General features: G+C 40.0%; 12 protein-coding genes. 8 read left to right on the top strand and 4 right to left on the bottom strand.

Annotated features, from left to right (window positions below; all coding sequences use genetic code 11):
* The 3 genes from yidD to rpmH form a co-directional block, all read right to left on the bottom strand.
* A complete protein-coding gene (gene yidD, locus PSI06_RS12405) occupies positions 1-276 on the bottom strand; it encodes a membrane protein insertion efficiency factor YidD (protein ID WP_004588061.1) in 276 nt (91 codons plus the stop codon).
* 125 nt (positions 277-401) lie between these two features.
* The gene (gene rnpA, locus PSI06_RS12400; RefSeq protein WP_029772813.1) at positions 402-827 is read right to left on the bottom strand and encodes a ribonuclease P protein component; all 426 of its coding nucleotides are present in this window, start codon (positions 825-827) and stop codon (positions 402-404) included.
* Between the two features lie 7 nt (positions 828-834).
* Positions 835-969, bottom strand: coding sequence for a 50S ribosomal protein L34 (gene rpmH / locus PSI06_RS12395; protein WP_004335215.1), 135 nt, complete (start codon positions 967-969; stop codon positions 835-837).
* A gap of 616 nt (positions 970-1,585) precedes the next feature.
* On the opposite strand from rpmH, the gene dnaA reads away from it, so the two are divergent.
* From dnaA to PSI06_RS12355, 8 genes are all read left to right on the top strand, one after another.
* Complete coding sequence (gene dnaA / locus PSI06_RS12390; protein ID WP_004588059.1) at positions 1,586-2,977, top strand: chromosomal replication initiator protein DnaA; 1,392 nt, start codon at positions 1,586-1,588, stop codon at positions 2,975-2,977.
* Positions 2,978-2,990: 13 nt separating this feature from the next.
* Positions 2,991-4,094: a DNA polymerase III subunit beta gene (gene dnaN / locus PSI06_RS12385; protein ID WP_004588058.1), complete on the top strand. Its 1,104-nt coding sequence runs from the start codon at positions 2,991-2,993 to the stop codon at positions 4,092-4,094.
* Between the two features lie 14 nt (positions 4,095-4,108).
* Entirely contained in the window at positions 4,109-5,203 is a 1,095-nt protein-coding gene (gene recF / locus PSI06_RS12380; RefSeq protein ID WP_024032132.1) for a DNA replication/repair protein RecF, read from the top strand.
* Positions 5,204-5,215: 12 nt separating this feature from the next.
* Positions 5,216-7,642, top strand: coding sequence for a DNA topoisomerase (ATP-hydrolyzing) subunit B (gene gyrB / locus PSI06_RS12375; protein ID WP_096040911.1), 2,427 nt, complete (start codon positions 5,216-5,218; stop codon positions 7,640-7,642).
* Between the two features lie 140 nt (positions 7,643-7,782).
* Complete coding sequence (gene glyQ / locus PSI06_RS12370) at positions 7,783-8,685, top strand: glycine--tRNA ligase subunit alpha (RefSeq protein ID WP_004588055.1); 903 nt, start codon at positions 7,783-7,785, stop codon at positions 8,683-8,685.
* 2 nt (positions 8,686-8,687) lie between these two features.
* Positions 8,688-10,757, top strand: coding sequence for a glycine--tRNA ligase subunit beta (gene glyS / locus PSI06_RS12365; RefSeq protein WP_004588054.1), 2,070 nt, complete (start codon positions 8,688-8,690; stop codon positions 10,755-10,757).
* Between the two features lie 72 nt (positions 10,758-10,829).
* Positions 10,830-11,279 (top strand): hypothetical protein, encoded by a 450-nt coding sequence (locus tag PSI06_RS12360; protein ID WP_273603847.1) that lies wholly within the window; start codon positions 10,830-10,832, stop codon positions 11,277-11,279.
* A gap of 103 nt (positions 11,280-11,382) precedes the next feature.
* Positions 11,383-12,330, top strand: coding sequence for a hypothetical protein (locus tag PSI06_RS12355; RefSeq protein WP_273603848.1), 948 nt, complete (start codon positions 11,383-11,385; stop codon positions 12,328-12,330).
* On the opposite strand, the gene tusA is transcribed toward PSI06_RS12355, so the two are convergent.
* A complete protein-coding gene (gene tusA / locus PSI06_RS12350; RefSeq protein ID WP_055255663.1) occupies positions 12,327-12,566 on the bottom strand; it encodes a sulfurtransferase TusA in 240 nt (79 codons plus the stop codon). The two genes, PSI06_RS12355 and tusA, sit on opposite strands and share 4 nt — an antisense overlap.
* Between the last annotated feature and the right edge of the window lie 43 nt (positions 12,567-12,609).

Here is a 12,609-nt window from a genome sequence, read left to right as displayed (position 1 = left end):
TTATTTCTCGTGTTGGTGGTTAATACGGGTTAATTTTTCAGGAACGGGGTCTTCTCCGCCTGAATGTAAAGGATGGCATTTTAATATGCGTTTAAGTGCTAACCAACTCCCTTTTACAAATCCATGCAAATTAATTGCTTGAATAGCGTAATGAGAGCAGCTTGGATTAAAACGACAATGCGGGCCTAGTAGTGGGCTTATCCACATTTGATAACCGCGGATAAATAACACTAAACAACGCTTTGGAATAGCAACAAGTGGTTTAAGTAACCTCATGGTGTTTATACCCCTGCGTATATTTAGTGAATAGATACCATGTATTTAAAGGCTCAATTAGAGATTTTAAACGCATGATTAAAAGGTGAGCTAAAGATACCCTAATTAACCCTGCAATTCTATTGCTATCGGGTTTGTTTATTAGATTTAGCTGATTTGTTTGGGCGTTTTTTAAAAGGTGGTGGTTTAGGTGCACCAGGTTTGCAGCGTTCATTTATTTTACGCCACAGCTTTGTAAGTTGTTTGGTTATTTCTTCGTTAGACTGCTCATCAATACCACTTTTTACCATAAGCACAATATCGATATTATCGATGGTGTGTTGATTTAAACGAAAACTTTCGCGAGCGAGTCGTTTAATACGGTTACGTTGGCATGCCTTTTTTACACGTTTTTTAGCAACAGTGAGCCCTAACCTAGGTTTATCTTGGTCATTAGGTTTAGCTAAAAGAGTAAATAAAGGAGTTGCAGCCCGAGCGGGTTCGTTAAATATGCGAGAGTAATGCGAGGGAGTTAACAGACGTAACTCCCTGCCAAAGCTAAAGTCTTCCACTTATATATTAAGCAGAAAGAACTTTGCGGCCTTTAGCGCGGCGACGTGCTAATACTTTACGGCCATTTACAGTTGCCATGCGAGCACGGAAGCCGTGTGCACGTTTGCGTTTTAAAACGCTAGGTTGAAAAGTTCTTTTCATAACAATCTCATCCGATCGGTTAAAGTTAAAACATCCTATGCAGGTCGCGATCCTGGCACAGGTGCCATTGCGAGCGCGAGATATTATAGATTAAGCACTTTAAAGTCAATCATAATTGCGCTGTAAACACCGTGTTTATTACATTTTTTGTACGCTGGCTTGATATTTATGGATTAATTTTAAAGCAAAATGGTCTGCTTTTACGCAAAAAGGCGAATTAATGGCCGAGACTGACTAAAAGAATGTGGATCGTAATAAAGTAGGGTGATCAACTAGGATCATCATAATTAAGAAGTTTTCCACAGCTGGTGTTTAAAAAGTGAATAAAAGCATGGGAAAACTCATTTAGATCGTAAAATTGGTTCGCGATCTCAGTGTGTTTTTGTTATGATCTGTTATCAGGCTTTAAAATAAAAGTCGCTATAAATCAGTCTGTTAAGATATTTATACACTGATATCAACAATTTTATAAAAATCAATCTTTTACTTGTGGATAAAGTGCCTTCATAATACCCGGTCTTGGGTCGGGTAGCTGGCCAATTGAACGCAATAAATGCATGATTTTTAATCATTATTGATGTGCGGGAATAAAAATTATACCTCTGGGAGTTTAACTGTGTATCTGTCGGTTTGGCAAAGTTGTTTATATGTATTGCAAGATGAGTTGCCTTCGCAACAATTCAGTATGTGGGTAAGACCACTACAAGCAGAAAGTACCGAAGATACCTTAACGATTTACGCACCTAATCGCTTTGTTCTTGATTGGGTAAGAGAAAAGTATTTAAACCGTATTAATGAGTTACTGGTAGAAATTTGTGGTGATGAAGCGCCCGAATTGCGTTTTGATGTAGGTAGTAAACCACTACTAAATACTCAAGCGGCGGCGCCAAGTGTTGAAGCCCCTGCATCACCTAGTTCACAGGCACCTGCTAAACAGCAACCTGTAGAACAAAAAGCAGCAGTAGAGCCTGCGCCTAAATCAGGCTATAAATCTAATATAAAAGATAACTATACCTTTGACAGCTTTGTTGAGGGTAAATCTAACCAGCTAGCAAAAGCGGCTGCAACACAAGTTGCAGATAACCCTGGCTCTGCCTTTAACCCGGTATTTATTTACGGTGGCACAGGCTTAGGTAAAACTCACTTATTACATGCAGTAGGTAATGGCATTATGGCTAACAAGCCCGATGCTAAAATTGTTTACATGCATTCTGAGCGTTTTGTGCAAGACATGGTAAAAGCACTACAAAATAACGCCATTGAAGAATTTAAACGTTATTACCGTAGTGTTGATGCGCTAATGATTGATGATATTCAATTTTTCGCTAATAAAGAGCGCTCACAAGAAGAATTTTTTCATACCTTTAATGCATTATTAGAAGGTAATCAGCAAATTATTTTAACCTCTGACCGCTACCCAAAAGAAATTGAGGGCGTAGAAGACAGGCTTAAATCACGATTTGGTTGGGGTTTAACAATTGCTATAGAGCCGCCAGAACTTGAAACGCGCGTTGCCATTTTGATGAAAAAAGCGCAGCAGAGTAAAATTAATTTACCGCACGAAGTCGCTTTTTTTATCGCTAAAAAATTACGCTCAAACGTACGTGAATTAGAAGGCGCGCTTAACCGTGTAATAGCTAATGCTAATTTTACCGGACGCCCAATTTCTATCGACTTTGTAAAAGAAGCGCTGCGCGATTTATTGGCACTACAAGATAAGCTTGTCACTATAGACAACATACAGCGCACTGTGGCTGAGTATTACAGAATACGTGTGTCAGATCTGTTATCTAAGCGCCGTAGCCGCTCTATCGCGAGGCCGCGTCAGGTAGCTATGGCATTATCAAAAGAATTAACTAATCACAGCTTACCTGAGATTGGTGACGCATTTGGTGGACGTGACCACACCACGGTATTACATGCGTGTAGAAAGGTTAAATCACTTCGTGATGAAAGCCACGAAATAAAAGAAGATTATCAAAATTTAATAAGAACGTTGTCATCTTAGGGCTGACTTTATTATGCAAATAACCATTTCAAGAGAACAATTTTTAAAGCCATTAGTGCAAGTATCGGGTGCGATTGAACGTAAACATACGTTACCTATATTATCTAATGTATTGTTAGTGGTAGAAAACGGGCAACTTTCAATGACAGGCACAGACCTTGAAATTGAACTAGTTGCAGGTGTTTTTGTTGGTGATGATATTGCCGATACAAAGTTAACACTACCTGCTAAAAAATTACTCGATATTTGTAAAAGCCTGCCTGATGGTTCTGAGCTTACATTGAGCTTACAAGAGCACCAACTGCTTTTAACCAGTGGTAAAAGCCGCTTTTCACTTACTACACTTGCCGCGGAAGACTTTCCTAATTTAGAGCAGTGGGATGGCGAGGTTGAATTTCAGCTAACGCGTTTAGAGTTGCGTAAGTTACTTGAAAGCACACATTTTTCAATGGCTAACCAAGACGTTCGCTATTACTTAAATGGCATGTCGTTTGAAGTAGATAATACCGACATTAAAACAGTGGCCACCGATGGCCACCGTTTGGCAATAGCGCAAAAAGAATTAGGCCAATCGTTAAATACGCAGCGCCAATTAATAATACCGCGCAAAGGTGTGCAAGAAATTATGCGCCTTATGGTTGCCGATGAAGAATTAGTTACTATTCAATTTGGCGCTAACCATATTCGTATTATCGATGTGGAATTTACTTTTACCAGTAAGTTAGTGGATGGCCGCTTCCCTGATTACCGCCGCGTATTACCGCGTGGTGGAGATAAAGTAATTACCGCTAACCGTGAATGGTTACGTAATGCATTTCAACGTGTGTCTATTTTATCTAACGAAAAATTTAGAGGTGTGCGTTTAAACCTTGCCAATGGCTTACTTAAAATTACGGCTAATAACCCTGAGCAAGAAGAGGCTGAGGAAATAGTAGAAGTAATGTATGAGGGTGATGAGCTAGAAATTGGTTTTAATGTATCGTATGTATTAGATGTACTAAATACATTAAAAACAGAAGATGTACTATTTACATTAGCAGATTCAAACAGCAGTGCACTTATTGAAGGTGCGGGCGATGAAGAAGCAATGTACGTGGTTATGCCTATGCGATTATAAGATACCCATTATAAATGAGTTTAAGTCACTTGAGCCTCAAGTATTTTCGTAATATTGAGGCACTGACGCTAGAACCAGTCAACGGCGTTAATATAATTTATGGTGAAAACGGCAGCGGAAAAACCAGCCTTTTAGAGGCTATTTATTACCTTTCTCACGGCAAATCTTTTCGAACACCTAAACATAAAAGTATTATTCAACATCAGCAAGATCAGTTTGTAATACATGGCCGCAAAGCGCTACACGACTTGTCTATTCCTATTGGGATTAGTAAAACCCAAAGTGGTGAAACTAATTTAAAAATACAAGGCAAAGCCAGTAGAAAAATCTCTGAACTTGCGCAGTTAATGCCTGTGCAAATTATTACACCCGAAAGCTATTCATTGTTTTTTGGGGGCCCAAAAGAGCGACGTAAGTTTTTAGATTTGGGTTTGTTCCACGTGGAACATGAGTTTTTTTATTTATGGCAATCGTTTAATAAAGTGCTAAAACAGCGCAATGCATTATTAAAAAGTAAGCCAAAGAATTATTTTGACCAAATTAGGTTTTGGGACAAAGAATTTGTTAGACTGGCAGAACAAATAAATAAATTAAGAATGGCGTATATAAGTAGGTTTAAGCAGCAGTTTTTTGATAAAATGTGTGCAGAATTAACGCTTATACGCGATTTAGAAATCAACTTTAATGCAGGCTGGAAAGACAGTGAGTCTTTGAGTGATGCATTAGAGCAAAACTTTGAGCGAGACGCTCGCCAAGGTTTTACAAGTAAAGGCCCTCATAAGGCCGATTTTAGTTTTAGTGTCGCTGGCAACAGCGTAGAGAATACGTTTTCACGCGGTCAATTGAAGTTATTGCTTTATGCGTTAAAAGTAACGCAAAATAGTTTAATTGAGTCAGAGACAGATAAGCAATCTATATTGCTAATAGATGATCTACCTTCAGAGTTAGGCGAAGATACAAAAGAGAAAGTGGGACAATTATTGGCTCATTGCAGTTCTCAAATTTTTATTTCTTCAATTTTGTCTGAAAGTATTTCTGCTGTGGTGGAACCCATGCAACGAGAACTACAAATGTTCCACGTGAAACATGGCAACCTAATAACAAGATAAGTGGGATTAACCATGTCTGAGAATTATGATTCGTCGAGTATTAAAGTACTTAAAGGATTAGACGCAGTAAGAAAGCGTCCTGGAATGTATATAGGGGACACCGATGATGGCACAGGCTTACACCACATGGTGTTTGAGGTCGTTGATAACTCTATCGATGAAGCCTTAGCAGGTCATTGTGATGATATTTATGTAACGATTCACTTAGACGGTTCAGTCTCTGTAAGAGATAACGGTCGTGGTATCCCAACTTCTATCCATGAAGAAGAAGGTGTGTCTGCTGCCGAGGTTATCATGACGGTACTTCATGCCGGTGGTAAGTTTGATGATAACTCGTATAAAGTATCAGGTGGCTTACACGGTGTTGGTGTATCGGTAGTAAATGCATTATCAGAAAAACTAACCCTTACTATTCGTCGTGAAGGCAAATTGCACGAGCAAACTTACAGCATGGGCGTACCTAACGCTCCATTAACTGTTATTGGAGATGCTGACACTACGGGTACTGAACTGCGTTTTTGGCCAAGTGGCGAAACATTTACAAACCTTGATTTTCATTATGATATTTTAGCTAAGCGTTTACGCGAGCTATCGTTTTTGAACTCTGGTGTAAGCATCATCTTATCTGATGAACGCGAAGAAAATAAAACCGACCACTTTAAATATGATGGCGGTATTCAAGCGTTTGTTGAATACTTAAACCGCAATAAAACACCAGTACATAAAGGTGTATTCCACTTTACTCACGAGCGTGAAGAAGATGGTATTAGCGTTGAAGTTTCAATGCAGTGGAACGATGGCTTCCAAGAAAACATTTACTGTTTTACTAATAACATTCCACAACGTGATGGTGGTACTCACTTAGCCGGTTTTAGATCTGCGCTAACACGTACACTTAATAACTACATGGAAAAAGAAGGCTTTAACAAAAAAGCTAAAACAACCAGTAATGCAACGGGCGATGATGCGCGTGAAGGCTTAACAGCGGTTGTAAGTGTTAAAGTACCTGATCCTAAGTTCTCATCACAAACTAAAGACAAGCTAGTATCAAGCGAAGTTAAATCTGCGGTTGAGCAAGCAATGGCTGAAAAGTTTTCTGATTTCTTATTAGAAAACCCAATGGATGCCAAAATTGTTGTTGGTAAAATTATTGATGCAGCACGAGCACGTGAAGCGGCGCGTAAAGCCCGTGAAATGACTCGTCGTAAAGGCGCTATGGATTTAGCAGGTTTACCAGGTAAATTAGCTGACTGCCAAGAAAAAGACCCATCATTATCTGAACTATACATAGTGGAGGGTGACTCAGCTGGCGGTTCAGCCAAGCAGGGTCGTAATCGTAAAAACCAAGCAATTTTACCACTTAAAGGTAAAATCTTGAACGTAGAGAAAGCACGCTTTGATAAGATGCTTTCTTCACAAGAAGTAGCGACGCTAATAACAGCCCTAGGTTGTGGTATTGGCCGTGATGAATATGACCCAGAAAAACTACGTTACCACAGCATCATTATCATGACCGATGCGGACGTGGATGGTTCTCACATTCGTACATTGCTACTAACATTCTTCTATCGCCAAATGCCAGAAATTGTTGAGCGTGGTTATATTTACATTGCACAACCACCACTTTATAAAGTGAAAAAAGGTAAGCAAGAGCGTTATATTAAAGACGATCCTGCACTTGTAGAGTACCTAACATCACTTGCACTAAATAATGCAGCGCTTTACACAAGCGAAGATGCAAGTGCAATTGAAGGTGAAGCGCTTGAGCAAATAGTACAAGATTACCAAAACACAGTTAAAGTCATTGAGCGCTTAAAACGTAAATACCCTAACACGGTAATGGAACGTTTGATTTACCAAAGCGAGTTAAAAGTAGAAGACTTATCTAACGAAGCTAAAGTAATTGAGTGGACGAAAGAGCTAGTTGACGACTTAGTTGAACGTGATGAAGATGCGACAATTTTCCACGCTGGAACAGAGCATGATGCAGAGCGCAACTTGTACTTCCCGGTTGTGAATATTCGTCAGCATGGTGTGGATAAAGCACACGTATTACATTACGACTTTATTGCCTCACGTGACTACCAACGCATTGCTGTGACTGGCACGAAGATCGCAAACATCTTAAAAGAAGGCGCATATGTTCAACGTGGTGAGAAAACAAAACCTGTTGATAACTTTGTGGATGCTTTAGAATGGTTGATCGCAGAATCTAAGCGCGGGATCTACATTCAGCGCTATAAAGGATTAGGCGAAATGAACCCTAGCCAACTGTGGGAAACCACAATGGATCCTTCAGCTCGTCGTATGTTACAAGTAACAATTGAAGATGCTGTAGCGGCAGATCAATTGTTTGCAACATTAATGGGCGATCAAGTTGAGCCACGTCGTGAGTTTATAGAAACCAACGCACTTCGCGTAGTTAACTTAGACGTGTAAAAAATTATACTTACATCTTAAAAGGAGCCTAATGGCTCCTTTTTTATTTTAACAACCGCACAAACTGCTTAAAACCTGCGTGTGCACAAGGTATACTGAGGGTAATTTTCACGCTACTTTCAGATAGTAAAAAGCCAAATATGCAAAAATATGACGTTAAAACCTTTCAAGGTTTGATCCTGGCTTTACAGGATTATTGGGCACAGCAAGGCTGTGTCATTATTCAACCACTTGATATGGAAGTGGGCGCAGGGACATTTCACCCGCAAACATTCTTAAAATCTATTGGCCCTGAGCCAATGTCGAGCGCATACGTACAACCGTGTCGCCGTCCTACCGATGGCCGCTACGGCGAAAACCCTAATCGCTTACAACATTACTACCAATTTCAGGTAGTTTTAAAGCCATCACCAGATAACATTCAAGAGCTTTACCTAGGCTCACTAGAAGCGATGGGAATTGATACCCTAACGCACGAAGTACGCTTTGTAGAAGATAACTGGGAATCGCCAACACTAGGCGCATGGGGCTTAGGTTGGGAGATTTGGCTAAACGGTATGGAAGTAACGCAGTTTACTTACTTTCAGCAAGTAGGGGGCTTAGAGTGCTCTCCTGTAACCGGTGAAATTACCTACGGCCTAGAGCGTTTAGCAATGTACATTCAAGGCGTAGACAGTATTTACGACCTAGTATGGGCAGACGGTCCATTAGGGCGTGTAACTTACGGCGATGTATTCCATCAAAATGAAGTAGAACAATCTACTTACAACTTTGAACACGCAAATGTAGATGATTTATTTGCCCAGTTTGATAAGTGTGAAGCTGAGAGCCAAAAGCTAATTGAAGCAAATTTACCACTACCTGCTTACGAGCAAGTAATGAAAGCATCGCACGCGTTTAACTTACTCGATGCGCGCCACGCAATCTCAGTAACCGAACGTCAGCGTTATATTTTACGCGTTAGAGCGTTATCAAAAGCGTGTGCACAAAGTTATTACGATGCACGTGAAGCGCTTGGTTTCCCGCTGTGTAAGGATAAGTAAGCATGTCAGCACAAAATTTATTAGTAGAAATTGGCACCGAAGAGCTGCCACCAAAAGCACTGCGCAAATTAGCAGAAGCCTTTGCCGCAAACTTAACTGCAGAGCTTGAAACACTAGAGCTTGGGCATGAAGGCGTAAGCTGGTATGCATCACCTCGTCGTTTAGGTTTACAAGTAAAAGCGCTTGAAGCAAAGCAGCAAGATAAAGAAGTAGAAAAGCGTGGCCCTGCAACTAAAGCAGCGTTCGATAGCGAAGGTAACCCAACTAAAGCAGCAATGGGTTGGGCACGTGGTTGTGGTATTGACGTAAGTGAAGCACAAACTCTTGAGACCGACAAAGGCGCTTGGCTTTTACATATTGCTAAAGTAGCAGGACAAGAAACCAAAACGCTCATGAGCGATGCCATTGCAAAGTCGTTAGCAAAGCTGCCAATACCTAAGCCAATGCGTTGGGGCGCGAATAAAACACAATTTATTCGCCCAGTTCATACCGTAACTATTTTATTTGGTGATGAACTTATTGAAGGCGAAATTTTAGGTAAGCAAGTAACTAATCAGTTACAAGGCCACCGTTTTCATCATCCAGAAAAAATCACCATTAACCATGCAGATGACGTGTTCGACGTATTAAAATCAGCCTACGTTATTGCTGATTACGAACAACGTAAAGCGCAAATCCGTGCACAAATAGAAGAAGCGGCAAGCGCAGTGAATGCGGTTGTTGCAATGGATGAAGATTTACTAGAAGAAGTTACTTCACTGGTAGAGTGGCCAGTAACGTTAACGGCAACATTTGAAGAAGCATTTTTAGATGTACCTGCCGAAGCACTAATTTACACCATGAAGGACGATCAAAAATACTTCCCGCTATTAGATCAAAACGGCAAGCTTTTAAATAAGTTTTTGTTTGTATCTAACATCGAAAGTAAAGATCCAAGTGTGGTTATATCTGGTAACGAAAAAGTAGTGCGCCCACGTTTAGCCGATGCGCAGTTCTTCTTTGAAACAGATAAAAAGAAAACCCTAGAAAGCCGCCTAGAATCACTTGATACTGTTTTATTCCAAAAGCAGTTAGGTACGCTTAAAGATAAATCTGTACGTATTAGCGAACTTGCCGGCTACATTGCAGAGCAACTAGGTGCCGACAAAGACCTTGCAAAACGTGCTGGCCTATTAAGTAAAACAGACTTAATGACCGAAATGGTAATGGAATTTACCGACGTACAAGGTGTAATGGGTATGCACTATGCACGCTTTGATGGCGAAGCAGAAGATGTAGCTATTGCACAAAACGAGCAATACATGCCGCGTTTTGCAGGTGACAATTTACCTACAAATCTAATCAGCTGTGCAGTAGCAATTGCAGATAAGTTTGATACGCTGGTGGGTATTTTTGGTATAGGCCAAGCACCAAAAGGTGACAAAGACCCATTTGCACTTCGTCGTGCTGCCATTGGTGCACTGCGTATCATGGTAGAAAAAGAGCTACCGCTTGATATTTTAGACCTAGTAGCAAAAGCACAAACACTGTTTGGCGAAAAGCTTACTAACCTAAATGTATCAACCGACGTATTTGACTTTATGCTAGGGCGCTTCCGCGCATGGTATCAAGACGAAGGCATTGAAGTAGATGTTATTCAAGCAGTACTGGCACGTCGTCCTACTAAACCTACTGACTTTGACCGTCGTGTTAAAGCAGTAAGCCACTTCCGTACGTTAGACGCCGCAGAAGCGCTTGCAGCAGCGAATAAGCGTGTAGGTAACATACTAGCTAAAAATAACATTACCACCGAAGGTGATGTTGATGAGAGCCTATTAAGCGACGACGCTGAAAAAGTATTAGCATCACAAGTAGCAAAATTTGCAACTGAGCTTGCACCACTTTACGCTGATGGAAACTACCAAGAGGCATTAAGCCAATTGGCTGGTATTCGCCAAAGTGTTGATAACTTTTTTGACAACGTCATGGTTATGGCCGACGATGAAGCTGTAAAGCAAAATCGCCTCGCACTATTAAGCCAGTTAAGCCGCTTATTTTTAGATATTGCAGATATATCTGTACTACAAAAATAACACCACTTAAGCCAATAAAAAGCCAGCGTATTGCTGGCTTTTTAGTTTTAACAGAACGAAGGAAACCCATTAATGATGCCAATGAAACGAATTTTAACGCTTGCCATTGCCGGCTTACTCACAGCGTGTACTAGCCAAGTGTCTATTAACGACGTACTGCCACAGCAAGAGCTGGATAAAACAGTTTACCTAAGAGGCGATTTTACGCTTTGGGATGCAGAGCCTCAGTACCAGTTTATGCCTGTGGGCGGCGCGCTTTACCAAGCAGAAGTTAAATTTAGCACCCCAGGTAAAGTGTACGAATTTAAAATAGCCGATGCCGACTTTAGTGAAGGCTATAACTGCGGCTATAGCGACTCACAACCTGCAGGGCAAAAACTAACGCTCGGCCAACCCGTACTTGCAGACTGTAATACTATTTATAATTACTTCAGTTACTCGCCTGCAATAAAAGGTACATACATAGTCAGCATTGATTACAGTGATTATGATGAGCCGAAAGTGACGATTACTAAGAAATAGCTGCTAGTTTGGAGCTGTCAGCTTTTAGTTGCCCGAGTGGGCTTATAGATTTGCGACAAGGACGTTAATATGAAATTGAGCCTTTGGATTAAGGGGTAGTACATTGGATAATTATATAGAGTACTGCTATCTAGAAAATGATAAGCCCAGGTTTGAACGAAGTAAGTTAACTGAATCAGACTCAAATGAGTGCTTAAAAAAATATAGAGTATTCTCAAGAAAACTTGAGATAGAAAATTTATTTGATGTTTTGATAGAGGAAGTTAAAACATTCAAATCATTGCTTACTATGGCTCAGCTCTCACAAGAGTTTTCACGTTTCTCTGAGGTACATGCTTATATAGAAAATCAAAAAGCCCGTACTAAATTAAATATCTCCTATCTAAACATTTTGAATACTGGAAAATTAGTTTTAGATCGGTTGTACATTGAACGTGATAAGTTTTCGATAATTAATGATATTGATCAATCATTATTACCTGAATTATTGATAGAAAAGGAGAAGATCTTTAAAGAGAATCAGTATTATGTTCTATGCTGTAATTTGAGAAATTTATGCCAACATAAAATGTTACCCGTAAATAGGCTAACTTTAAAATATCCATCTATAAGTAAACATGGAAATGGAGTAATAACAAAATTTCAGATTCCACTCGTATTATCGGTAATGGAAGAGAAAGAAAGGATAAAGTTGTTAAAGGGGTTAAACTCTGCATTTAAAGATGAGCTCTTAAATTCTGATTTAGTTGACCTCAACAGAGCGATAGATGGTTATTTTGAAGGGATTTTTGATTTAATGATTAAACTACGCACTTTGGTGGATAAGTCAGTAACTGAGGCTGAAGACTATTTTAGTAAGTTACTTGATCAAAATATAGACTTAAACATGAATCGACTCTTGGGCCCACCAGCATTAGTAGTTAACAATGAAAAGAAATTTCACTTGGATTTTGAGTGGTTCCGAGTGGCTCATTATTTAGAAGAGAAAAATAATTCTCACTTCAAAAGCAGTAATTTAATTAGAACGCAGTATTTGAGCAATGAACCTTAAAGCCCTTTCTTCACCACATACCTATACGGTGCTTCATCGGCATCTTTAGCCACCAGTGTGTGATCCATAAATGTACAAAAACTTGGAATATCGCGAGTGGTTGATGGGTCATCCGCGGTAATTAATAACGTTTCACCGTCGTTCATCTTACGAATTGCAGCGCGTAACATCATTACAGGTTCTGGGCAGCGTAGGCCCATGGCGTCTAATTGGTGATCGGGATTATCAAAGCTCATAAAAAGTTACCTGTAAAAATAGTCGCGGCTTGGTTTGGTCGGG

The sequence above is a fragment of the Pseudoalteromonas sp. GABNS16E genome (assembly GCF_028598715.1).
Classification (GTDB): Bacteria; Pseudomonadota; Gammaproteobacteria; order Enterobacterales; family Alteromonadaceae; genus Pseudoalteromonas; species Pseudoalteromonas atlantica.
The sequence above is the reverse complement of the archived record's forward strand: the minus strand, read 5'-3'. Positions and strand labels throughout refer to the sequence as shown.

Bases quoted from the DNA above. Each gene is read 5' to 3' on its own strand.
- glyQ (WP_004588055.1), top strand. From the start codon at position 7,783: ATGCAAAAATATGACGTTAAAACCTTTCAAGGTTTGATCCTGGCTTTA.
- PSI06_RS12360 (WP_273603847.1), top strand. From the start codon at position 10,830: ATGATGCCAATGAAACGAATTTTAACGCTTGCCATTGCCGGCTTACTC.
- rpmH (WP_004335215.1), bottom strand. From the start codon at position 969: ATGAAAAGAACTTTTCAACCTAGCGTTTTAAAACGCAAACGTGCACAC.
- yidD (WP_004588061.1), bottom strand. From the start codon at position 276: ATGAGGTTACTTAAACCACTTGTTGCTATTCCAAAGCGTTGTTTAGTG.
- tusA (WP_055255663.1), bottom strand. From the start codon at position 12,566: ATGAGCTTTGATAATCCCGATCACCAATTAGACGCCATGGGCCTACGC.
- recF (WP_024032132.1), top strand. From the start codon at position 4,109: ATGAGTTTAAGTCACTTGAGCCTCAAGTATTTTCGTAATATTGAGGCA.
- dnaN (WP_004588058.1), top strand. From the start codon at position 2,991: ATGCAAATAACCATTTCAAGAGAACAATTTTTAAAGCCATTAGTGCAA.
- glyS (WP_004588054.1), top strand. From the start codon at position 8,688: ATGTCAGCACAAAATTTATTAGTAGAAATTGGCACCGAAGAGCTGCCA.
- gyrB (WP_096040911.1), top strand. From the start codon at position 5,216: ATGTCTGAGAATTATGATTCGTCGAGTATTAAAGTACTTAAAGGATTA.